We start from the raw sequence: 21,948 nt of genomic DNA, 5'->3' as shown, positions 1-21,948 counted from the left end.
TTTGGCGGTTTGGATGGTAGGTTTTTGTTTGGTGTGCCAGTCTTTCATTCAATTACAAATAGTTATTAGAATGATGGCGGAGGCAATGGACGCCTCCCAGTCCTTTGCCAATCGGCGGCAGCGGCCGAGCCAGGCGAAGGTGCGCTCGACCACCCAGCGGCGCGCGATGACGACAAAGCCGGTTACGCCGGGAGGGCGCTTGACGATTTCGATTGTCGGGCCGCCGACGTCGTTCAACGCCTCCCGAAACGTGTCTCCGGAATAGCCTCCGTCGGCGAAGAGATGGGCCAGGGTCGGATGGTTTCCGATCGCCTGCGCGATAACGCCCGGTGCGCCGTCGCGGTCCTGAACATCGGCGCCGTGCGGCACCAGCCCCAGCAGGTTGCCGTCGGTGTCGGTCACGATGTGACGCTTGCGACCCTTTGTTTTCTTGCCCGCGTCGTAGCCGCGCGGGCCACCGCTCTCGGTGGTCTTCACAGACTGGCTGTCAATGATACCGGCGGTTGACGCGGGGTCGCGACCGGCCAGCATGCGCGACACGTCGACCAGAGCGTCGTTCAGAATGTCGAGCAGGCCGCTGTCGCGCATCCGGTAGAGATAGTGCTGAACCGTCGTGAAGGGCGGGAAGTCTTTGGGCAGCATCGCCCTCTGGCATCCGGTCGCCGCGATGTACTGGATCGCATCCCACACCACGCGCATGCTGGTACGGCGCGGACGCCCCAGCCTGGACCTGGGCGGCATGAACGGCGCGACCAATGCCACTCCTCATCGGTACTGTCGCTTGCATAGCGCTGGCCGCGTCGGTCATAGTCGAGGCGAGTGATTTCAGTCCAGGGCATTGATCTCTCCGGGTTTCGCAACACAGGAGAATCACAACTGGCTGAAATCATTCGACTTAGTTTTCGGTCAAGCTCTAAGGCGGCATGGAAATGAGCGAGAAGCATCGGCTGAAGGGGCTGGGATTGGAAAATGCCCGACATCGCAGGGCAGTCTCCGACCTGCTGTTCGATCAGGCCAAACACCGCAGGCATCTGCTTTCCGTTCTGAACTGATTTTCTATCACGGCCAAAAAAAGATCACAGCCGTCGGCAGAAACGTATGTGGTTCGGCCCGCTCTACGGTACGGAGCAGTTCGGCTTTGCCCGTCGCGGACGTTGACCTGCAAAGCAATAAGGATGTTTCCTGGTGGCATGTCCGTAGCGAGCAAGTCCTGCCCTGTGGTGACACGACGGCAAGGCATAGTCCTTGACGTTTTGGCATTCGTTCATCCCTGCGCGGGCAAGCAATTCGTGAAAGGAACTATTGAAGCCGGGGAGACTCCGCTGGAAGCTGCCCGGCGTGAGCTGCGAGAGGAAAGCGGCTTGATAGAGTTGTCGACGCCCGTTGCGCTGAGTGTAGCAGCAATCGGATCCGATCGACAGCCTTGGCACTTCTATCAGTGGATCAAGATCGGGCTTCCCGACTCGTGGTCGCACCAAACCGAAGACGATGGGGGCCATGTCTTCACATTTTTCTGGCAGCCACTAGACGGTCTGCTTGCCGACGATTGGCACCCCATGTTCCACGAAGCATTCGATTTTATGCGGCAATATCTGTATGCGCGCTGAAAGGCTGCTACCTTCGCACCACAGCAGTTGTCGGTGTCCCGGACAGAGAAAACCAGCCCATTGCCGCCGCTAGCATCATCTCGTAGTTCCGACTAATGACAACATGGCGTCCCGCACCCCGTATCCGTTTCAAAGCTCTTGGGCTCCACTGGCGTGGCGGACGGCTTCTGGCTGCCGAAGTTCTGGATGACGCTGGACGGGTGAAGGGCGTCCGCCCCCTCGGCGGCTCGGTCGATTTCGGTGAGACTGCCGAGTCCGCAGTTATTCGGGAGTTCCGCGAAGAACTCGGTGTCACAGCAACAATCCTCGACGCCCCCTTCTTCATGGAAAACATCTACACCCATGAAGGCAGCCAGGGACACGAACTTCTGGCGATCTTCAATGTTGCCTTTTCGGACGATGTCTTTGCTGACGCATCCCGCATCGAGTTTCATGAGGATGATGGCACCAGGTGCTTTGCAGAATGGTTCTCGCTCGACACACTGGACCTGCCAAAGCATCCAAGGCTCTTTCCTGAAGGGCTGAAGGCACGTCTTCTGCAATCACTTTAATCGTCTGCTTGTTCGCACGGAAGCCGTCAGTGAGCCACGCAGATAGGCTCAGGGATGAGCAAAGGCAAAATTTTGGTGTGAGATAGTCGAACGGTTGTTTCTGTGGGGAATGCGCCACGAAGGTTGAGGTCATTACCAGAAAATCAGGCGTTTACGCTCACCAATCAGTTATGACCAAATTGGCCCTTGTCTCCGGATCACATTCTCGATGGTAAAGAAGCTGCCCCTGGTAGTAGCGGGAGTTACCGTCCGCATGCGGATCGGGATCACATCCGTCTCTCTGAGCCATTCGCGCGTATGAAACTGCAAACGGGACTGATAGAAAAATGCTGAAATCCCATTGGTGCAGCAATTCCTCCCTATGGAGGAATATGCCGTCCAGCACCAATAGTGCCGTTGGCGGGGCCGATTTCCAGACCCGCTTCGCATCGTCGATCTCATGATCGAAAAGTGAGGCAAGTACCTTTAAGTGCCCATTTCGGAACGGGTCCAGGAGGCTCTCTCGCAGGCCGTCATAATCGTACGAGTCTAGGTAGAAGCCTTGAGGGCTGTTTCGTCCACGAGCGTAGCGAACGTTTGCGGGATTGTGAAAGCCATCGACTGATGCCCGGGTGACGGGACGCCCTAATTTCTCGAGGTGATTGGCGAGCACATCGGCGAACGTGGTTTTTCCAGCGCCGTCTACTCCATCGACGGCAACAATTGCTCGATCCCTTAAAGCGACAAGACGACGAGCGGCATGTTCAGCCAACTGCAGATTCATTCAGCCAACCCAGTCCGGATCTGTTCCCGTTGGTAGAAGCGGAGTAATTCGAGGCTGGAGGCAGAACAACCTTTTACTCTGCTCAAGCGAACAATGGCCACGTCACGCATTCAGGTCGAACCACATGGTACCACAGATGGGTCAGATACGGCGTCGAAACAGTGCTAATCACCGATGACAAAGACATTCTGTATTGGCACAATCTCCGCCGCTGAAAGGCGCATGGGACATATCCATTTTCCAAGCAAACTTACATAAATAAAGATTTATCCTGGCATCAAGATGTCTGATAATTGAATTAATTCCTGATTTATCCGCCTGATTATGAAATTTATTGAGTTTAGATTAATTAAAATTGACCGAATCGGATCTAAATGGCATCCTGTTTCTCTCTTTAATACTTATTTTGTGACTAATTCAGGGGGGAATATGTACTATCTTGAAGCGAGCGCTTTGCGCATTGGCCCTGTCATCGAAATCACGATCTCGGGCATGCTGCCGAACTCGTGCTGGGAAGCCCGCGTCTCGGATTTCTATCCCGGAGGTAATATCGTCTACGCGATTGATCCGGGGGCTGCGCAAGTTTTTATCGCCGAAGAGCTTAAATCTGGTTCAGGATTTTGCACCTTGAGTCTGGTTCCCTGGGTGCGAACAGTTTCAGTCCCGGACCAGGGCCACAAGAAAGTCCAGATCTTCGTCAACGGCAAACAAGAGCGTGAAGTCGAGGTTACTGGAAAGGGCGATATCAACGCATCAAAAGGTGATATCGACCAATTTCGGGTAATTTCACTGACCGGTGGCTTACCGGAACATGTGGGATGCTCCGTTATTCCCGCCGATGCCTTCTTCCCCTCCATCTATACGTCTGTTTTCGGGCCCGACACGTTTGCAAGCTGTCAGGCCTGGATGGCGAAAAACTGTACCGCGCCGAGCAAGTAGCATCGCTGAAGTCAATAGAGTGGTGTTCTGCGTCAAAACTGATCTGTTTTGACGCAGAAGATCTGGTTGGCCATCCGCATGACTGGGATTTCTGCGCAAATCGCCCGCCCGAACCGGCAAGAGGTATGATCTATCGCTTTGGGCAAGCCAGATCCGACCCTGGCAGGCCGATTGATGCGGGTGTCCAGTTCCACAAATCTGAGAATATGTTCTACCGGTCACCTAAGCGGCGGACGGCACAATTCTTCAGCCAAGGCAATCCATACGACACCGCTCCGGCGGAAACCCGGCACGACCATCATGTCGCACCCACCGAATGCTGCACGACCTCGCCTGCAGCCTCGGTGCTGACAACAGCTCAGCCATGTTCAGCCTCCATTGCCGGTGCGAGCTTCATGTCCCTGATCGCGGCCTTCAGGTGTTCCAGGCCGGGCTGGTCGTGGCCCGCGAACAGCAGGGCGAGACGGGTCACGTTCTCCACGTTACGCAGCCCGCCTTTGAGGCGCGCAATGGCATAGAGAAGATCGATGGCCTGCTCGGTCCCGAACGCCGTACCCTCTGCCATGCATGCAACATCCGCCCGGCTGGCATGACGGATTACCACGGGACGGATCATCCGGCTCTGCAGCTGTGGGGCACGTATCATGATCTTTTGCAGATTGAGGTCACCGCATAATACCAGGTCGAAGCCGCCGGCCTCGGCCAGCGCCCGTGTCCACTCCGCGCCTTGTGGTTCCAGGTACTGCGCCTCGTCCAGGATCACGACGCGCCCCCGGCCGATGAATGCGGCAAGCGTTTCCCGCATGGCGAACAGGCTCATGCCATTGGCCTTTTCGCGAAAGGCGCTCAGGAGTGGCGTGGCGACGCCGGTCGGCTTCCCCTCGCCGGCGGCGACGCTGTGATAGATCGCATCCTGCCCTTCACGTGCGCAGAACTGTTGAAGCGTGCGGGTCTTTCCGACACCCGGCGCGCCCGCAATCATGGTCAGCGCCGGGTGGGGCGTCGATCTCACCAGGTCGAGCGACCGCATGATGTCGCGGCAGGTCTCGGTGGATGCGAAGTCATCCGGGCGTCGTGGCCGGTATTCCGCACTGGCAATTCGAAGATGGTCTGGCAACTTGCTCTCCTGTCAAGGCTGCGGGCTCCGGCTCGGCATTGCATGCATTGAGGCGGGGTGTCGTTCCTCATGCCGTTTCGCCCCGGTCCGCCCGCTGTTGGGCAAGCCGGGCATCCATGTTCCGCAGAAACTCATTCATCCGCTCCTGCGGGATCTCCTGTCCGGATGTCCCTGGACGGTCGCTCAACGGGGACGTGAAGTGTCCGCTGATGACCGTCCTGTCCGGTACGAACTCCGGTTCACCGACGTCGCCCAGCCGTGCCAGGGCAGCCTCGAAAGCGGCCTTGTCGAGATAGTTGTTCGCGGCGTCTGCAGCCGCGACCGCCGAGCGCGCGGCCTTGCGGTTGCGAGCCGCGTCCCGAATGCCGTCCACGCTGCAGTACTCGCCGGGCCGGACAGCCTCGATGCCCTCGCAGATCAGATTGCCGCCCGCGTCGAAGGCGATGGCCGGTGCGCTGAAATCGTCGGGATCGCGCCCCAGCAGGATTTGTCGCCCGGTCCCATGGTGCCGAAGCAAGGCGTCCTGTGTGGTATATGAGCCGTAGACCCATCCGTTCTTGCGCACCTGGCCGTTCCGGTCGACCGAGACCGGCTGATAGATCAGACCGGCAAAATAGAGCTGGCGCGCCGTGGGTGTCCGCCCGGTGCGTGTCGCAAAGCCGTCGTGGAACACCCCTTCATAGGACCGGCCGCGCGCGCCTTGCGCTGTTCGGCCCGTCTCCCGGTTGTGCCGTCCGAACTCGCGCTGCAGCACAAACCGCAGCTTCGCGATCGGGACAGGCAGGATGGTAGCGTTCGGGATTGCGCCCGGTGCGTGCCCTGCATGTGCACCTTTGAACTCCGGCCGGTCGTCAATGACACGCGACAGCGTGGCAAAGGTCCGCTCCGCCAGCTTGGCCTGTGCGTTCTTCGGAAGCGCGAACGTCAACTCGATACCCATGATCTTGCAGATGCCGAGCGGCTGGGCGCCTTCCGGCATCTTGCCGCCGTTCCGGAAGCGGAACACGTTGCCGCCCGCCACCAGATGGCCTGCGAAGGCGGAGCCGTTGTCGGTATAGAGCATGTCGAAAATCCCGAACTTCTCGCACACCCGCTTGATCAGCCGTACCGTTGCGGCAGCGTTCTCGCTGGGAGCCAGCTCCCAATCCAGGACAAAGCCCGATGCAACGTCCAGAAGGATCAGAACCACAGGCCGAACCGCGCGCCCGTCGCCAAAGTCCGTCCAGAGGTCCAGCATCCGTCCGTCCAGCGAGACGACGTCCAGAACATTCAGGCTGGTCTTGTCCCGGATCGCCGGTATTGTCAGCCGGTCCACGGCCGCGCGCCTGCCTTGCCGCGCGGCAAGCCGTTCCGCTGCGGACAGCCCCTGCCAGCGCCGGTAGACCGTCGACCAGGACGGCCAGTTCCAGCCTTCGGCCTTCGCCACGTCCCGCACATCGCGCCACGCCTGCTTCAACGGGAACTCCGGCGCAGCGTCGCGGACGGTCGTGAGGAAAAACCGCCAGGCCTCCTCCGAAACCTCTGCCCGGTTCTGGCCGCCTGTATACTCATCCAGCAGGGCGGGCGCGTAGTTGATCGGGTCCACGCCTTTGACGGCCGTCAACAGGGCCTTCAAACGGGGCTTTGAATGCCCCTTTTCGCCAAACCGCTCGTGCACCAGGTGAAGCCGCTCCGCCCAGCACACACGCGGCCCCAGCGCAACCAGCATCCGTGCGACCGCCGCCTTGCCTTCCGCGCGTTCCCGTCGAGACGGAGACGCCTGCAAGAACGCCTCGTGCGCTGCGTCGTCATAGCTGCCAGGGTCGAGCCTCAGCTCATCGAGTTGACGGCGGAGATAGGCGAGGCGCTCTTGAGCGGGGAGGTCGAAGATAAAGATGTAAGCTGTTTTGCGGCCGTCTGTGGGATCGGATTGGAGCGGAACCAAGTTGGCGCTTAACCATCGTGCCGCAGCAGTTCTGTGATCTGGAATTCTGCCTAAACCCAGTACACTGCGTAGCTTCACTAGTGTCGTCATTCGATTCCTGCCGCCGACTTGATCTTTTCGACCAAAGCCGACGCTTTGGGGCCGTTCCAGTTCCCGAGGATTGCCGAGCGCGCATTTGGCATCGCTACTTCGTTTTCTTGACACCATGAATGGAGTAAGCCGCCTTGTGCGACGAATGCCGAGCGGATCTTCTTGTAAAGAAGTGCGCGGTTAGGATAGCTAGGCATGGACATCGCCAATGAGCTCAATAGGGCATCTTATACATCTTATTAACTACTAGTAATCCCAAAAGGATGCGTCAACGTTTAATTCGACAGGAACGGCTATTGATGGACGACGATGTGGCGCAAAGACTTCGAAGACTGCAGGCCGAAGCTGGCTTGACCGTCCAGCAGATGGCGGAACGCTGCGATCTTTCGAAGGCATCGCTCGGAAATTACATGCGGGTAAAGAATCCGCAGCGGCCGGGTTTCGACGCTGTAATCGCGATTGCAAACGGGATGGGAGTCTCCACAGATTGGCTTGCGGGGCTTACTTCTGATCGAACCCCACCCACCGCTTCCAAGCATGATGAAGCGCTCTTAGTCTATACGGCGGTTCACTCGCTATTAAGTCGCTTGGCCGAGCAGCAAGAAGAAAGCAAGGAACCGATATTCTCCGGCAAGGAAGTGGCTGGAAAGCCAATTTGGCACCATAGTGTTAAGACGATGCTGGACTATCTGGAGATGCGCGAAATCCCAACGGCCGGAGACGCCAAAGACAGCAGGGATGGCGTGGATGAGCTAGTTCAGCTCTTGGTCGTTGACCGACAAGAGAAATCCACCGGTCCCTAACTGCGCACTAAGCGCGAATTGGCGCACGGAAAAATTGGCCAATAGCTGAATTCATTGGCCTATTTCGTTGAACTTTCTCGTGGCAAACGGCAGTTCGAGCACTAACACCCCAATGCGGTATCAAACCCGGTGAAATCGATTATTTGTAAGCAGTTGATCTTTCGAGCAGAAATTTCCAGAGTGGGGTCAAACCAGATGAAACGCGTCAGAAGAAGCAGGGGATCGTCCTGGCTGGCGCGCCCGTCCGTTTCCCGGCGGAATGTCGCGGATTTCACCGGACGGCCCCCCTTTCCCTCGCCCGGCGCGGTCAATATAAGGCCGTGTGGTGCCGGGATGTGAGTCTCTGGCGCCCGGGGAAGCTTGACCCAATGCGAAGGTAAGCAATGTCTTTTCTTTCCGGCCTGTTCTCTGCGGACATGGCCATCGACCTCGGCACAGCCAACACTCTGGTCTACGTGAAGGGCCGGGGCGTGATCCTCAACGAACCCTCGGTGGTGGCCTACCACGTCAAAGACGGGCGCAAGCAGGTGCTCGCCGTCGGCGAGGACGCCAAGCTGATGCTTGGCCGGACCCCCGGCAGTATCGAGGCGATCCGGCCGATGCGCGAAGGCGTGATCGCGGATTTCGACGTGGCCGAGGAAATGATCAAGCATTTCATCCGGAAGGTTCACCGCCGGACCACGTTCTCGAAGCCGAAGATCATCGTCTGCGTGCCGCATGGCGCGACCCCGGTTGAAAAGCGGGCGATCCGCCAGTCGGTTCTGTCGGCGGGCGCGCGCCGCGCCGGGCTGATCGCGGAACCCATCGCGGCGGCGATCGGAGCGGGGATGCCGATCACCGATCCCACCGGATCCATGGTCGTCGACATCGGTGGCGGTACGACGGAAGTCGCGGTGCTGTCGCTGGGCGACATCGTCTATGCCCGCTCTGTCCGCGTCGGCGGCGACCGGATGGACGAGGCGATCATCAACTACCTGCGCCGCCAGCAGAACCTGCTGATCGGCGAATCGACCGCCGAGCGCATCAAGACCTCCATCGGCACCGCGCGGATGCCCGATGACGGCCGTGGCGCCAGCATGCAGATTCGCGGCCGCGACCTGCTGAACGGCGTGCCGAAGGAAACCGAAGTCAGCCAGGCGCAGGTGGCCGAGGCGCTGTCGGAACCGGTGCAGGCGATCTGCGAGGCGGTGATGACCGCTCTTGAAGCCACCCCGCCGGACCTTGCGGCGGATATCGTCGACCGGGGCGTGATGCTGACCGGCGGCGGCGCGCTGCTGGGCGAGCTTGACCTTGCGCTCAGGGAACAGACGGGTCTGGCGATTTCGGTGGCGGACGAGTCACTGAATTGTGTGGCCCTCGGCACGGGCAAGGCGCTGGAGTATGAAAAACAACTCCGGCATGTGATAGACTACGAAAGCTGAAATTCGGTCCGGCGGACCCGGCGGCGCGGACGGGACGGCCCGAAGGGGCTGACGCGCAGCGGCGGAGCGCCCGGAGGCGGAGGCAGACGTGGCACGGAATGGCGGAAACAGCGACGAATTCGTCCGCCCGGTCAGGCGTATCCTGATCGGACTGCTCGTCGTCGTGCTGTTCGGCATGTTCCTGATGTGGCGTATCGACAGCCCCCGCATGGAACGCTTCCGAGCGCAGGTGGTGGACAAGGTGGTGCCCAGCTTCGACTGGATGCTGCTGCCGGTCAGCCAGATGGCCGGGATGGTCGAGAACTTCCAGTCCTACACCCGCATCTACGAGCAGAACCAGGAGCTGCGGCGCGAACTGCAGCAGATGAAGGCCTGGAAGGAAGCGGCACTGCAGCTGGAACAGCAGAACGCCAAGCTTCTTGACCTGAACAACGTGCGCCTCGACCCGAAGCTGACCTTCGTGACCGGCGTCGTGCTGGCGGACAGCGGATCGCCCTTCCGCCAGTCGGTGCTGCTGAACATCGGCCAGCGCGACGGCATCGTCGACGGCTGGGCCGCAACCGACGGGCTGGGCCTTGTCGGACGGATCAGCGGCGTGGGCAACACCACCAGCCGGGTGATCCTGCTGACCGATTCCAACAGCCGGGTGCCGGTGTCGATCCAGCCGTCGGGGCAGAAGGCGATCCTGTCCGGCGACAACGGCGCGCTGCCGCCGCTCGATTTCATCGAAGACCCGGACCAGGTGCGCCCAGGCGACCGCATCGTCAGTTCCGGCGACGGCGGCGTGTTCCCGGCGGGCATCCTTGTCGGCACCGTGGTGCAGGGGTCGGACCGGCGTCTTCGGGTGCGGCTGGCCGCGGATTACGAACGGCTCGATTTCCTGCGCGTGCTGCGCGCCCATGCCAAGGACCCGGTGCAGGACCCCGGAAGCCTGGTTCTGCCACAGGCGGACTCGGCCGGCATCTTCGAGGAGGCCGCCGATGGATAGGGGCCGCCTGACCGCGAACCAGTGGCTTTACGGGATCGCCTACCTGAGCCTGAGCCTGGCGATCATCCTGATGCACATCCTGCCGACCGATCTGGGACCACGCGGCTATCCGGGGCCGGACCTTCTGCTCTGCATTACCTGCGCCTGGGTACTGCGGCGGCCACACTACGTCCCGACCCTGCTGATCGCGGCGGTGTTCCTGCTGACCGACATCCTCTACATGCGGCCGCCCGGGCTCTGGACCGGACTGGTGGTGCTGTCGGTGGAATACCTGCGCGCCCGCGAGGGAGCGCTGCGCGAACAGCCCCTGATGGTGGAAATCGGCGTCGTCGCCGCGGTGATGGCCTTCATCAACCTGTCCAATTTCCTGGTGCTGCTGATCCTGGGTGTGCCCCAGGCACAGTTCGGCCTGATGCTGCTGCAACTGATCGCCACGGTCATCACCTATCCGATCATCGTTATCGTCGCACGGGTCCTGTTCCGCGTACAGAAGATGAGCTCTGCCGAATTCGACGCGGTGCGGCGGGCGCAATGAAGCGGACCCCGAAGGATACCGCGGAAAGCGCCCGTATCGTCAGCCGCCGCGGACTGATCCTTGGCGCGGGCATGGCCGGGTTCGGTGCGATCCTCGCGGCGCGGATGCGCTACATGCAGGTCGAGCAGGCCGACCAGTTCCGCCTTCTGGCCGACGAGAACCGCATCAACATCCGCCTGATCGCGCCTTCGCGCGGCGTGATTTTCGACCGTCGAGGCACGATCCTTGCCGACAACGAACAGAACTACCGCGTCGTTCTGGTCAAGGAAGATGCCGGCGACGTCGACGAGGTGCTGGCCCGGCTGCAGCGGATCATCCACCTGCCCGAGGAAGACCTTGAACGCGCCCGCGCCGAGATCGACCGCCGCTCGCCCTTCGTGCCGGTCACGATCGCCGACCGGCTGACCTACGAGGCCTTCGCCAAGGTCGCGGTGAACGCCCCCGCCCTGCCCGGTGTCTCGCCGGAGGTCGGACAAAGCCGCATATACCCGATGGATCAGGATTTCGCGCATATCGTCGGCTATGTCGGCCCGGTCAGCGATTACGACCTGACCGAGGGCTACCTGGCCGAGGATGAGGACCCGCTGCTGCAGATCCCCAAGTTTCAGGTCGGCAAGACCGGGGTCGAGGCCAAGCTGGAACACGATCTGCGCGGTCAGGCCGGCACCCGGCGGATCGAGGTGAACGCACAGGGCCGCGTCATGCGCGAACTGGGCCGGATCGACGGCAAACCCGGCGGCGACGTGCAGCTGACCATCGACGGCGCGCTGCAGAACTACACGCAGGTGCGGCTTGAGGATGAAAGCGCCTCTGCCGTTGTGATGGATGTCCAGACCGGCGACATCCTCGCACTCGGCTCCGCGCCCTCCTTCGATCCGAACAAGTTCGTCCGCGGCATCAGCGTCGCGGATTACAGCGCGCTCCTGAACAACGATCACCGCCCGCTGGCCAACAAATCGGTGCAGGGCACCTATCCGCCCGGCTCCACCTTCAAGATGATCACGGCGCTCGCAGCGCTGGAGGCGGGCGTGCTCGACCCCGGCGAAAGCATCTATTGCGGTGGCTTCAAACAGCTTGGCGACCGCCGGTTCCACTGCTGGCGCAGCTGGGGCCACGGCAAGCTGACCCTGACCGGCGCGCTGGAGCAATCCTGCGACGTGTTCTTCTACGAGATCGCAGAGCGGGTGGGCATCGAAAATATATCCGACATGGCCCGCCGGCTGGGGCTGGGCACACGGCACGAACTGCCGCTGTCGGCGGTCGCGTCCGGTCTGGCGCCGACCAAGGCGTGGAAGATCGAGAACCGCGGCGCCGACTGGCTGATCGGCGACACGCTGAACGCCGGGATCGGCCAGGGCTTCGTGCTCGCCTCGCCGCTGCAATTGGCGCTGATGACAGCGCGCATCGCCTCGGGCAAGGCGGTCGAGCCACGGCTGATCGGCTCGCTCGACCCGGCCGAGGACCGGCCCGAGATCCCGCCGCTCGATGTCGATCCGCGCCACCTTGCCCTGGTGCGCGACGGCATGAGCCAGGTCGTCAACGCCCAGACCGGCACCGCCCGCGCCAGCCGCGTGGTGATCGACGAGATGCGCATGGCCGGCAAGACCGGCACCAGCCAGGTCCGCAACATCACCGCCGCCGAACGCGCCGCCGGCGTCACCTCGAACGAAGACCTGCCGTGGAACCGTCGCGACCACGCGCTGTTCGTCAGCTACGCGCCCATCGCCGCGCCGCGCTTTGCCTGCGCGGTGGTGGTCGAGCATGGCGGCGGCGGCTCTGCCGTGGCGGCACCGATCGCCCGCGACATCATCCTTCAGGCGCTTTACCAGGGCACGCCGCCGCTCGACGCCTACCCGACCAGCCAGCACGGCACGATCCGGTCGCGGCAGGAAAAGCTTATCCTGCGCGATCCGTCGACCTTCTCGGACGGAAGGAACCGCGCGTGAGCTATCTCGAGTACAACGTCAAGCGGGTCCCCACCGGCCTGTCCAAGGTGCTGTTCCTGAACTGGCCGCTTCTGGTGCTGGTCACTGCGGCGGCGGGGATCGGGTTCCTGATGCTCTACTCGGTCGCCGGCGGCTCGATGACCCCCTGGGTGGAGCCGCAGCTCAAGCGTTTCGGCCTGGGGCTGGTATTGATGATCGGCGTCGCGATGGTGCCGATCTGGTTCTGGCGCAACATGTCGGCGCTGGCCTACGCGGTCTCAGTCCTGCTGCTGATCTTCGTGGAATTCTTCGGCGCCACCGGCATGGGCGCGCAGCGCTGGATCGATCTGGGCTTCATGCGACTGCAGCCGTCGGAGCTGACCAAGATCACCGTGGTGATGCTGCTGGCCGCCTATTACGACTGGCTCGACATCCGCAAGGTGTCGCGCCCGCTGTGGGTGCTGATCCCGGTCGTCCTGATCCTGCTGCCCACCTACCTGGTGCTGACCCAGCCCGACCTCGGCACCGCGATCCTGCTGGTCGCGGGCGGTGCCTTCGTGATGTTCATCGCCGGTGTTCACTGGCTGTATTTCGCGGCGGTTCTGGCTGCCGGCGGCGGCATGATCACCGCCGTGTTCTGGTCGCGCGGCACAGACTGGCAGCTGCTGAAGGATTACCAGTACCGCCGGATCGACACCTTCCTGAACCCGGAGACCGACCCGCTGGGCGCCGGGTACCACATCACCCAGTCGAAGATCGCGCTGGGGTCCGGCGGCTGGGCCGGACGCGGTTTCATGCAGGGCACGCAGTCACGGCTGAACTTCCTGCCCGAGAAGCACACCGACTTCATCTTCACGACGCTGGCCGAGGAATTCGGCTTTGTCGGCGGCATCTCGCTTCTGGTGATCTACGGGCTGATCATCCTTTTCTGCATCGCTTCGGCGGTGAACAACCAGAACCGCTTCGGCGCGATCCTGACGCTGGGCATCGCCGCAACCTTCTTCCTGTTCTTCGCAGTGAACATGTCGATGGTGATGGGCCTTGCCCCCGTCGTCGGCGTGCCGCTGCCGCTGGTCAGCTACGGCGGCTCCGCCATGCTGGTCCTCATGGTCGCCTTCGGGCTGACCCAGTCCGCACATATCCACAGGCCCAGAAACCGCACATGACCCTGAAGATCCTCTATGCCGGCGGCGACAACCGCTGGCCCGACTACGCGCGCCCGCTGCCCGCCGCCATCGAAGCCGCCGGCCTCGACGCCGAGATCGCCGACGACTTCGCCCCCGGGGATGTCGATTACATCGTCTACGCGCCGAACAACGACCTCACCGATTTCTCGCCTTACACGAAGGCGAAGGCGGTTCTCGGCCTCTGGGCCGGGGTCGAGCAGATCGTGACCAACAAGACACTGACCCAGCCGCTGACCCGCATGGTCGACAGCGGCCTGACGGAGGGGATGGTGGAATGGGTCACCGGCCACGTGCTGCGCCACCACCTCGGGATGGACGCGCATATCGTGAACCCGGATCACGAATGGCGCTTCTCGCCGCCGCCGCTGGCCCGCCACCGCCCGGTGACGATCCTCGGGCTGGGCGAACTGGGCACCGCCTGCGCGCAGGCGCTGGCGGCGCTGAACTTCCCCGTCACCGGCTGGAGCCGCAGCCAGAAACGGATCGATGGCATCACCTGCCTTGCCGGCGAGGACGGGCTGGCCGAGGCGCTCTCCACCGCGCAGATCCTCGTTCTGCTTCTGCCGCAGACGCCCGCGACCGAAAACCTGTTGAACGCCACGCGCCTCGCCGAGCTACCCGAGGGCGCCGTGATCCTGAACCCCGGGCGCGGCCCGCTGATCGACGACGACGCCCTGCTCGCGGGCCTCGACAGCGGCCATATCGGTCACGCGACGCTCGACACGTTCCGCGTCGAGCCGCTGCCGCAGGACCATCGCTACTGGTCTCACCCGCGCGTCACGGTCACCCCGCATATCGCCAGCGAGACCCGCGCCGAAACGGCCTCGGAAGTCATTGCCGAGAATATCCGCCGCAGCGAAGCGGGCGAGCCGCTGCTGTTCCGCGTCGACCGGACTGCGGGTTACTGACGATCGCTTTTGAACGGATGCAAGATCCGCCCCTTCCTCTGGTAGTAAATATCCCGGGGGTGTCGCCGCAGGCGACGGGGGCAGAGCCCCCGACCGCACGAAGTGCCAGAAAGATTGCGCCGCAGACGCGCCGTCAGATAAGCCCTTCGGCCTTGAACAGAGCCTTCATGTCGGCCTCCGGGCGCGGGCCCATATGGCCGATCACCTCCGCCGCCGCGATGCAGCCCATGCGGCCGCAGGTGGCGAGGTCGGCGCCGGTCACGTAGCCGTAGAGAAACCCGGCGGCGAACTGGTCGCCGGCGCCGGTGGCGTCCACGGGGGTGACGTAGTTCACCGGCACCACCGCCTCTTCGTCGCCCTTCACCAGCACCACGTCATGGCCGGAGCGGGTGCAGACGATCAGCCCGGAATCGGCCGCCGCCTGTTCCAGCGCGCTGCCCAGATCGTCGGTCTCGTAAAGCGAGGTCCATTCCTGCTGGTTGCCGATCACGAAATCCAGCTCCTTCACCAGCCGGCGGAAATCGCGGCGGTGCCGGTCGACGCAGAACGGATCCGACAGCGCGATGCCAGCCTGCCCGCCACCGTCGCGGCACAGCTTGGCGGCGCGCTCGAAGGCGTCCTTGCCCTTCGGCTTGTCGTAGAGATATCCCTCCAGAAACAACAGCTTCGCACGTCCCGCCACATCGTCGGAAACGTCCTCGGGGCCCAGTTCGGACGAGATCCCCAGATAGGTGTTCATCGACCGTTCGCCGTCGGGCGACACGAAGATCATCGACCGCGAGGTCGGCAGCTCGCCATCCGGCACCGGCGCATTGACGAAGGCGGTCCCGTCCTGCTCCATCTCGTCGGCATAGAACCGGCCCAGCGCATCGTCGTGGACCCGGCCGATGAAGGCCGTCGACAGGCCCAGGCTGCCCAGCCCGGCCAGCGTGTTCGCCACTGATCCGCCGGGGGCCTGCACGCGCTCTTTCATGCTGCCGTACAGCATCTCGCCGCGCTCGCGCTCGACCAGTTGCATGATCCCCTTCTGGATCCCCATCAACTCCAGGAAACTGTCATCGGCCTGCGCCAGAACGTCGACGACGGCATTGCCAATGCCGACGACCTCATAGGATTTCGTCATATGGTTTTCTCCTCGTAGGGACAAAGGTCTTCAATCGGGCACCCGCCGCATTTTGGCTTACGGGCGGTGCAGATGTAACGGCCGTGCAGGATCAGCCAGTGATGCGCGTGGCGCTGGTATTCGGCGGGGACGTTGTCCTCGATGGCGCGCTCCACCGCGTCGACATCCTTGCCCGGTGCGATGCCGGTGCGGTTGCCGACCCGGAAGATATGGGTATCCACCGCCTGCGCCGGATGGCCCCACCACATGTTCAGGACCACGTTCGCGGTCTTCCGGCCCACCCCCGGCAGCGACTGCAGCGCCGCGCGGGACGACGGCACCTGCCCGCCGTATTCATCGACAAGGATCCGCGACAGCTTGATGACGTTCTTCGCCTTGTTACGGTAGAGCCCGATCGACTTGATGTATTCGGTCAGCCCGGCCTCGCCCAGCGCCAGCATCTTTTCCGGCGTGTCGGCAATTTTGAACAGCTCTACCGTCGCCCTGTTCACCCCGGCATCCGTCGCCTGCGCCGACAGCGCCACAGCCACGACCAGAGTATAGGCGTTCACATGGTTCAGCTCGCCCTTCGGTTCGGGCTCCGCCTCGTGAAAGCGGCGAAAGATTTCGCACAGGGTCTTGTAGTCGAGCTGCTTGGCCATGCTCCCCTTTGGCATGGGCGTTTCGGGACCTGCAAGCTCTTGCGCCCTCTGTTTCCCGATCGCGCAGGAAACGGGTCGCAGATGGGTTCTTTGCGCCATATTTTGGGGCATAAAGAGAGAGCATGACCATGACCGATCAAAGCCCCGAAACCGGATACCATTTCGCCGTGATGCGCCGCGCGATCGACCTGATCGACGCCCGCGGCAACGAACCGATGTCGCTGGAGGATCTGGCGGCTGAAATGAACATGAGCCCGGCGCATTTCCAGCGCCTGTTCAGCCGCTGGGTCGGCGTGTCGCCGAAGCGTTATCAGCAATACCTGACGCTTGAGCATGCCCGCGACATGCTGCGGTCGAACTTCACCACGCTGGAAACCAGCCACGAGCTGGGCCTGTCGGGCTCCGGCCGCCTGCACGACCTGTTCCTCAGGTGGGAGGCGATGAGCCCCGGCGACTATGCCCGCCACGGCGAGGGGCTGGAGATCTTCTGGGGCTGGTTCGAAAGCCCGTTCGGCCCGGCGCTGGTGATGGGCACCGAAAAGGGCCTCTGCGGTATCGGCTTTGCCGCCGAAACAGGCGAGGAGGCGGCGATGGAGGATCTGCTTGGCCGCTGGCCGCGCGCAACCTTCACCGAGGACCCGATGTTCCTGCGCCCGTGGGTCCTGAACGCCTTCGGCGTACAGGATGCGGGCGAGCCGACGCCGCTTTACCTCATCGGCGCGCCGTTCCAGATCAAGGTCTGGGAGGCGCTGCTGAGCATCCCCTCGGGCCAGGTCACGACCTATTCCGAGATCGCGCAGGCCATCGGCAATCCGAAGGCGGTGCGCGCCGTGGGCACCGCCGTGGGCCGCAACCCGATCAGCTGGCTGATCCCCTGCCACCGGGCGCTGCGCAAAAGCGGCGCGCTGGCGGGTTACCATTGGGGCATCCCGGTCAAGCGCGCGATTCTCGCCTACGAATCCGCGCGGGCCGAAGCATGAAGGAAATGTGATTACCACGGCAAGGATCCGCCGAATCCGGCGGGTCTTTCCGCTGGACGGGACAGCCTTGGGCTATATCCTGTGGCCCCTGGGAGTTTGAAACAGAAGGCAGTCCCCATGAATTTTCGTGTGACCCTCATGACGGCGAGCGCCGGGCTATTGGCCCTGACCGCCTGTACCGATCCGTCCGTCAACACCGGCAACCCGCGGCAGCGCACCGGCGAAGGCGCGGCCATCGGCGGCGTGCTGGGCGCCCTGGCGGGCGTCGCCACGGGCGGCGATGCCGGCGAGCGCGCGCGCGGCGCCCTGATCGGCGGCGCCCTTGGCGCCGGCGCGGGTGCGCTGATCGGAGCCGATCTCGACCGGCAGGCCGCCGAGCTGCGCGCCGAACTGGACAGCCGGATTCAGGTCATCAACAACGGCGACCACCTTGTGGTGAGGATGCCGCAGGACATCCTGTTCGACATCGACAGCGCCATCGTCAGCACCGCGCTCTATCCCGACATGCGCGACCTGGCGAACAACCTGAACCGCTATCCGCAGTCGCGGGTCCACGTGATCGGCCATACCGACAATACCGGCTCCGCCGCCCACAACCAGGACCTGTCCGAGCGCCGGGCGCAGTCGGTCGCGAACATCCTGATCACCAACGGCGTCGCCACCAACCGCGTCGTGCCCTCGGGCCGGGGCGAGAACCAGCCGATCGCGTCGAACCTGACGCCGGAAGGCCGCGCCCAGAACCGCCGCGTGGATATCCTGATCTACCCGAACCAGTAACCTCGGGCGAGATTTGCCGGCCTGTATGGCAGGCAGTTCAGGCGAAAGAAGCCGAAAAAGCCAGCGCCCTCGCGGACAGCCGCGAGGGCGCTTTCTTCTCGACCGACCACAAATCCGGGCACCGACGAGACTTGGCAGGGCAATACAACCGGCGGACATGAGCAATCTACCTCGGCTAAGTCCTTGTTCGCTCTGATCTGTGTGGTTGCGGCAATCAGATCGCCGGCGCGGTGGGCCAGCCCGACAATGCACGGCGGCATCGCCGCTGTTTGCCTGAGCGATAAAACAATAAATCGTTGATATGGTAGGAATGCATGGCACCTTGAGCCGGAATTGACTGCTACCGATTTTCGAGGGCCGTTCGATGTACAGATTTCTTCATTCCGTTGCGGCGATGTCCCTGGTCGCCGGGTTAGCCGCCTGCCAGACAACAACCTCCGAACCGCCCACACCGCAAAGCGCCCTTTCCTATCCCGCACTGGTTGCGGATACGCGGGTCTTCTTCCTCGAGACCGCCGTCGCCAGCATGATCATTGATCGCTGTCCCGACGAAAGGCTGCAATGGGCGGCGGGCACGCGACTGGCGGCCATTCATGGTTTCAGCCGGTCGAACCAGCAAAAGGGCTATGCCAAGGCCCAGACAGACCGCGCATATAACGAGGTTCTGGCCGCCAGGCCGACCGGTGAAGAGGTGCTTAGCGCGCTGCGGGCCAGGGTAGATAAGCCCACGGATGGAGCCTCAGCCTGCGCCGCCGCAAGGAAAGAGATTGCCGCCGGAACGCGCATCGGATCCATGTTGCGCTTTGGCTGACCGGCTGCGCCGTTGAAGACTTCGCGGGCATCCTGATGCACCTGCTGGTTCGATAAGACCGTCAACTCTGACGCAGACACTCTGTGGTTGAATTGTTTCGAATCAGGTCATCTGCAATTCTGGCCGTATTCCAAAGCAGCCAAGAGTAGATGTCATGCCGTTTCCCGTTCGCGCCCTGCTTGCCTCGGTCTCTGTTGTATTAGCCTTTTTGCCCGCACATGCGCAGGATCAGACACCAGTACTGTTCACCAACATAAACGTCTTCGACGGCGTCAATGAAACCTTGCTCGAAAACGCCAATGTCCTGGTCAGCGGCAACCTGATCTCCGAGGTCTCGACCGAGCCGCTCGCCGTGGCCGGCGGCACCGTGATCGACGGCGGCGGGCGCACCATGATCCCCGGGCTGATCGACGCGCACTGGCATACCTCTTATTGCTGCGCATCGCAGAACACCGTTGTCACCGGCGATATTCTGGAGATCGCCATCCGTGGCGCAATAGGGTCCGAGGCGACGCTTATGCGAGGTTTCACAACCGTCAGGGACGTGGGCGGCAATCCATTTGCGACGAAGAAGATGATCGACGCTGGCGAGATACCCGGCCCGCGGATCTTGCCCTCCGGCCCCCCGATCAGCCAGACGGGCGGCCATTTTGACTACGGCGCTTATCAGGACGTCCCGTCAAACCCGGGCGACTCCCTTTGGTACTGGAACCGCGTTGGTCTGATGCTCATCGCCGATGGAGTGCCCGACATTACGCTGCGCACCCGCGAGGTGATGCGAATGGGCGCGTCGCAGATCAAGATTTCCGGCGGTGGCGGCGTCTCGTCGGTCTATGACCCGCTCGACGTAAGCCAGTACACGATGGAAGAGCTGAAAGCCTTCGTCGAGGTGGCGGAAAGTTACAACACCTATGTCGCTTCCCACATCTTCACCGACACCGCAGCCCAGATGGCCGTCGAAGCCGGAGTGAAGTCGATCGAGCACGGCAACCTGCTTGGCAGAGAGACGCTCGAGATGATGAAGGAGCACGACGTCTGGCTGTCGGTTCAGCCGATCTTGAATGACGAGGACGCGTTCTCGTTCAATGACCCCTTCAGCACGGCGAAATTCATAGCCGTGACCGACGGCACCACGAAGTCCATCGAAATGGCGAAGGAAATCGGCGTCAAGGTCGCGTTCGGCACCGATATGCTGTTCGATGCGAAACTGGCCGAGAAGCAAGGGAAATTCCTTGCCAAGATGGCGACGTGGTACACGCCCTACGAGGTGCTGAAAATGGCGACCTCGACAAATGCCGAACTGCTGGAACTCGCCGGTCCGCGCCATCCGTACCAGGAAGGCCCGCTCGGCGTCATCGAGCCCGGCGCCTATGCCGACCTGATCCTCGTCGATGGCAACCCGCTGGAGGATATCGACCTGGTCGCGGATCCGGCCGCGAACTTCGACCTGATCATGAAGGACGGTGAGATCTTCAAGAACGAAATCGAATAGCCGGCACCGACAGCACTGCGCGGTGCATGCCTGCCACTGTCGACAGGCAGGCATGCGCTTCTAGCTTTTCGCGGGTTCCGCCACAAACCGCCGGGAAAAGAAGGCCATTCGACCCATCGCGGCGACGATCTCTGCCTTCGCATCCGCTCAAATCCATAAGCTGCCCGGTCAGGTGCCAGCTCCATTGCACTGCGGCACACAGATAAGCGAAGGTAATCCGTCGCGACAGAAACCTGCCAAAGGACTGATCTCAAACGACTTCCCCCGGTTGTCATCGGATAACAATCCGCCTGTCATCGCCTATCACCCCGCTGTCATTGCCTGTCTTTCGGGAAGCCGGCCCAATCGGGTCATCGGCTTCAGCGCCACCGCAAACCCGCAACCGAAAGACCCGCACGATGACCTTCTGCACCGCACACCGCCCGCACCGCGTTCCTCTCGAAACGCCCAAGCCGGACCCCGCCCCGCAGCAGGAGCGGCGCCTCAACCGCCCCGAAACGCCGCGCATCGCGCCGGACCAGATCTTTTCCGACTGGGCGAGCATCTAGCCTCCGTCCCTGGCTCGCCCCGGTCCGGGCAGGGTGCCGACACGTCGTTCCCTTCATCCAAGGCACCCTGTCCGGATCCAGTTTTTCAGTACCGATTCATAGTTTCAGGAAACCCGGCCCTTCCCCTTGGGCCGGGTTTATTCATGCCGCGCGCTGACGCATAGTCCGCCGCATGTACAGGCTCTATACATGCCGCGCCACGGCCGGCTTCGCCCCACAGATGGTGCTTGAAGAAGCACGGCTTCCGCACGAGATCGTCGAGGTCGACATTCTCACGGGTGCGCAGCGCAGCCCGGAATTCCTGCGCATCAACCCGGCCGGGCGCGTGCCCGCCCTGCGCCTGCCAGACGGCCAGATCCTGACCGAAGCCTCCGCGATCTGCCTTTACCTCGCCGATGCCCATGACCTGACGGATGTCGCGCCGGCGGCGGACGATCCCGACCGCGCCCTGTTCCTGCGGTCCCTGATCTTCCTCGCAACCTCGGTCCAGGATCACTTCAAGCGGTACTTCTACCCGCAGCGCTATACGACCGATCCCATCGGCATCCCCGGCATCCGGACGCGCGGCCTGGAGATGGTCGACGAAGCCTTCGCCACGGTCGAGGCGCAGCTTGCCGGCGGCGGCCCCTATCACCTTGGCCCCCGCAGCTCCGCCGCCGATCTCTACCTGCTGATGATCACCACATGGCACCCGGCACAGGATGAGCTTTACGACCGGTTTCCCGCCATCGCCCACTGTTGCGGGCTGGTCGCGGAGCGGCCTGTCATCCGCGACGCGCTTTCCCGGCAGGGAGAGGTCCGCGCCGCGGGCTGACCCA

At 62.5% G+C, this 21,948-nt stretch carries 25 protein-coding genes; 17 read left to right on the top strand and 8 right to left on the bottom strand.

The genetic code is table 11. The features are described 5' to 3' along the window. Positions 1–48: 48 nt before the first annotated feature. Positions 49–839 (bottom strand): IS5 family transposase gene (locus HCO70_RS01290; protein ID WP_253913079.1). Its coding sequence is split into 2 segments (ribosomal slippage): positions 49–758 and positions 758–839, totalling 792 coding nucleotides; the frame shifts between segments, so codons are not numbered across the junction. Positions 840–929: 90 nt separating this feature from the next. Between HCO70_RS01290 and HCO70_RS24955 the strand changes: the two genes are divergently transcribed. The 3 genes from HCO70_RS24955 (at position 930) to HCO70_RS01280 (ending at position 2,158) form a co-directional block, all read left to right on the top strand. Continuing rightward, positions 930–1,052, top strand: a complete 123-nt coding sequence (locus HCO70_RS24955) for a hypothetical protein (RefSeq protein ID WP_256372944.1) — start codon at positions 930–932, stop codon at positions 1,050–1,052. A 138-nt stretch (positions 1,053–1,190) separates the two neighbouring features. Then, complete coding sequence (locus HCO70_RS01285; RefSeq protein ID WP_172292336.1) at positions 1,191–1,607, top strand: NUDIX domain-containing protein; 417 nt, start codon at positions 1,191–1,193, stop codon at positions 1,605–1,607. Between the two features lie 95 nt (positions 1,608–1,702). Further along, on the top strand, positions 1,703–2,158 hold the full coding sequence (locus HCO70_RS01280) for an NUDIX hydrolase (protein ID WP_172292334.1): 456 nt from the start codon (positions 1,703–1,705) through the stop codon (positions 2,156–2,158). Between the two features lie 157 nt (positions 2,159–2,315). Here HCO70_RS01280 and HCO70_RS01275 read toward each other — a convergent pair whose 3' ends face one another. Beyond that, positions 2,316–2,921: a uridine kinase gene (locus HCO70_RS01275; protein WP_172292332.1), complete on the bottom strand. Its 606-nt coding sequence runs from the start codon at positions 2,919–2,921 to the stop codon at positions 2,316–2,318. A gap of 429 nt (positions 2,922–3,350) precedes the next feature. On the opposite strand from HCO70_RS01275, the gene HCO70_RS01270 reads away from it, so the two are divergent. Then, positions 3,351–3,860, top strand: a complete 510-nt coding sequence (locus HCO70_RS01270; RefSeq protein ID WP_172292330.1) for a hypothetical protein — start codon at positions 3,351–3,353, stop codon at positions 3,858–3,860. Between the two features lie 358 nt (positions 3,861–4,218). Here the strand turns inward: HCO70_RS01270 and HCO70_RS01265 are convergent, their stop codons facing one another. From HCO70_RS01265 to HCO70_RS01255, 3 genes are all read right to left on the bottom strand, one after another. Beyond that, positions 4,219–4,890 (bottom strand): AAA family ATPase, encoded by a 672-nt coding sequence (locus tag HCO70_RS01265; protein ID WP_216665214.1) that lies wholly within the window; start codon positions 4,888–4,890, stop codon positions 4,219–4,221. 154 nt (positions 4,891–5,044) lie between these two features. Next, positions 5,045–6,901, bottom strand: a complete 1,857-nt coding sequence (locus HCO70_RS01260; RefSeq protein WP_172292326.1) for a transposase domain-containing protein — start codon at positions 6,899–6,901, stop codon at positions 5,045–5,047. An 86-nt stretch (positions 6,902–6,987) separates the two neighbouring features. Further along, positions 6,988–7,188 carry a hypothetical protein gene (locus HCO70_RS01255; protein WP_172292324.1) on the bottom strand — a complete coding sequence of 67 codons (201 nt, stop codon included), beginning with the start codon at positions 7,186–7,188 and terminating at the stop codon, positions 6,988–6,990. A 102-nt stretch (positions 7,189–7,290) separates the two neighbouring features. Between HCO70_RS01255 and HCO70_RS01250 the strand changes: the two genes are divergently transcribed. Next, positions 7,291–7,794 (top strand): helix-turn-helix domain-containing protein, encoded by a 504-nt coding sequence (locus HCO70_RS01250; RefSeq protein ID WP_172292322.1) that lies wholly within the window; start codon positions 7,291–7,293, stop codon positions 7,792–7,794. A gap of 101 nt (positions 7,795–7,895) precedes the next feature. Here the strand turns inward: HCO70_RS01250 and HCO70_RS24565 are convergent, their stop codons facing one another. Beyond that, positions 7,896–8,069, bottom strand: a complete 174-nt coding sequence (locus tag HCO70_RS24565) for a hypothetical protein (protein WP_216665213.1) — start codon at positions 8,067–8,069, stop codon at positions 7,896–7,898. Positions 8,070–8,177: 108 nt separating this feature from the next. Here HCO70_RS24565 and HCO70_RS01245 point away from each other — a divergent pair, with 108 nt between their 5' ends. The 6 genes from HCO70_RS01245 to HCO70_RS01220 all read left to right on the top strand — a co-directional run bounded on the left by HCO70_RS01245 (position 8,178) and on the right by HCO70_RS01220 (position 14,758). Then, positions 8,178–9,215, top strand: coding sequence for a rod shape-determining protein (locus tag HCO70_RS01245; RefSeq protein WP_172292320.1), 1,038 nt, complete (start codon positions 8,178–8,180; stop codon positions 9,213–9,215). An 88-nt stretch (positions 9,216–9,303) separates the two neighbouring features. After that, the gene (gene mreC / locus HCO70_RS01240) at positions 9,304–10,203 is read left to right on the top strand and encodes a rod shape-determining protein MreC (protein WP_172292318.1); all 900 of its coding nucleotides are present in this window, start codon (positions 9,304–9,306) and stop codon (positions 10,201–10,203) included. After that, on the top strand, positions 10,196–10,738 hold the full coding sequence (locus HCO70_RS01235) for a rod shape-determining protein MreD (protein WP_172292316.1): 543 nt from the start codon (positions 10,196–10,198) through the stop codon (positions 10,736–10,738). The genes mreC and HCO70_RS01235 overlap by 8 nt, the downstream gene beginning before the upstream one ends. Continuing rightward, positions 10,735–12,684, top strand: a complete 1,950-nt coding sequence (gene mrdA / locus HCO70_RS01230; protein WP_172292314.1) for a penicillin-binding protein 2 — start codon at positions 10,735–10,737, stop codon at positions 12,682–12,684. The genes HCO70_RS01235 and mrdA overlap by 4 nt, the downstream gene beginning before the upstream one ends. Then, complete coding sequence (rodA, locus tag HCO70_RS01225; RefSeq protein WP_172292312.1) at positions 12,681–13,829, top strand: rod shape-determining protein RodA; 1,149 nt, start codon at positions 12,681–12,683, stop codon at positions 13,827–13,829. The genes mrdA and rodA overlap by 4 nt, the downstream gene beginning before the upstream one ends. Further along, positions 13,826–14,758 carry a glyoxylate/hydroxypyruvate reductase A gene (locus HCO70_RS01220; RefSeq protein ID WP_172292310.1) on the top strand — a complete coding sequence of 311 codons (933 nt, stop codon included), beginning with the start codon at positions 13,826–13,828 and terminating at the stop codon, positions 14,756–14,758. The genes rodA and HCO70_RS01220 overlap by 4 nt, the downstream gene beginning before the upstream one ends. A 133-nt stretch (positions 14,759–14,891) precedes the next feature. Here HCO70_RS01220 and HCO70_RS01215 read toward each other — a convergent pair whose 3' ends face one another. Both HCO70_RS01215 and nth read right to left on the bottom strand, forming a co-directional pair. Beyond that, on the bottom strand, positions 14,892–15,881 hold the full coding sequence (locus HCO70_RS01215; RefSeq protein WP_172292308.1) for an adenosine kinase: 990 nt from the start codon (positions 15,879–15,881) through the stop codon (positions 14,892–14,894). Further along, a complete protein-coding gene (gene nth / locus HCO70_RS01210) occupies positions 15,878–16,522 on the bottom strand; it encodes an endonuclease III (protein ID WP_172296052.1) in 645 nt (214 codons plus the stop codon). Before nth ends, HCO70_RS01215 begins: the two co-directional genes overlap by 4 nt. A 122-nt stretch (positions 16,523–16,644) precedes the next feature. Here nth and HCO70_RS01205 point away from each other — a divergent pair, with 122 nt between their 5' ends. The 6 genes from HCO70_RS01205 (at position 16,645) to HCO70_RS01180 (ending at position 21,944) form a co-directional block, all read left to right on the top strand. Beyond that, positions 16,645–17,502 (top strand): methylated-DNA--[protein]-cysteine S-methyltransferase, encoded by an 858-nt coding sequence (locus tag HCO70_RS01205; RefSeq protein ID WP_371742132.1) that lies wholly within the window; start codon positions 16,645–16,647, stop codon positions 17,500–17,502. A 117-nt stretch (positions 17,503–17,619) separates the two neighbouring features. Next, a complete protein-coding gene (locus HCO70_RS01200) occupies positions 17,620–18,279 on the top strand; it encodes an OmpA family protein (RefSeq protein ID WP_172292306.1) in 660 nt (219 codons plus the stop codon). Between the two features lie 364 nt (positions 18,280–18,643). Continuing rightward, entirely contained in the window at positions 18,644–19,090 is a 447-nt protein-coding gene (locus tag HCO70_RS01195; protein ID WP_172292304.1) for a DUF5333 family protein, read from the top strand. 154 nt (positions 19,091–19,244) lie between these two features. Then, positions 19,245–20,582, top strand: coding sequence for an amidohydrolase family protein (locus tag HCO70_RS01190; RefSeq protein ID WP_172292302.1), 1,338 nt, complete (start codon positions 19,245–19,247; stop codon positions 20,580–20,582). Between the two features lie 398 nt (positions 20,583–20,980). Next, positions 20,981–21,130, top strand: coding sequence for a hypothetical protein (locus HCO70_RS01185; protein WP_172292300.1), 150 nt, complete (start codon positions 20,981–20,983; stop codon positions 21,128–21,130). A gap of 172 nt (positions 21,131–21,302) precedes the next feature. Beyond that, positions 21,303–21,944, top strand: coding sequence for a glutathione S-transferase family protein (locus HCO70_RS01180; protein WP_172292298.1), 642 nt, complete (start codon positions 21,303–21,305; stop codon positions 21,942–21,944). The last annotated feature ends 4 nt before the right edge of the window (positions 21,945–21,948 follow it).

Origin of the sequence: Pseudoruegeria sp. HB172150, assembly GCF_013184805.1 — a bacterium.
In the GTDB taxonomy this organism is placed as follows: domain Bacteria; phylum Pseudomonadota; class Alphaproteobacteria; order Rhodobacterales; family Rhodobacteraceae; genus Psychromarinibacter.
Note: the sequence above shows the minus strand (reverse complement) of the source record. Positions and strands in the feature narration are given on the sequence as shown.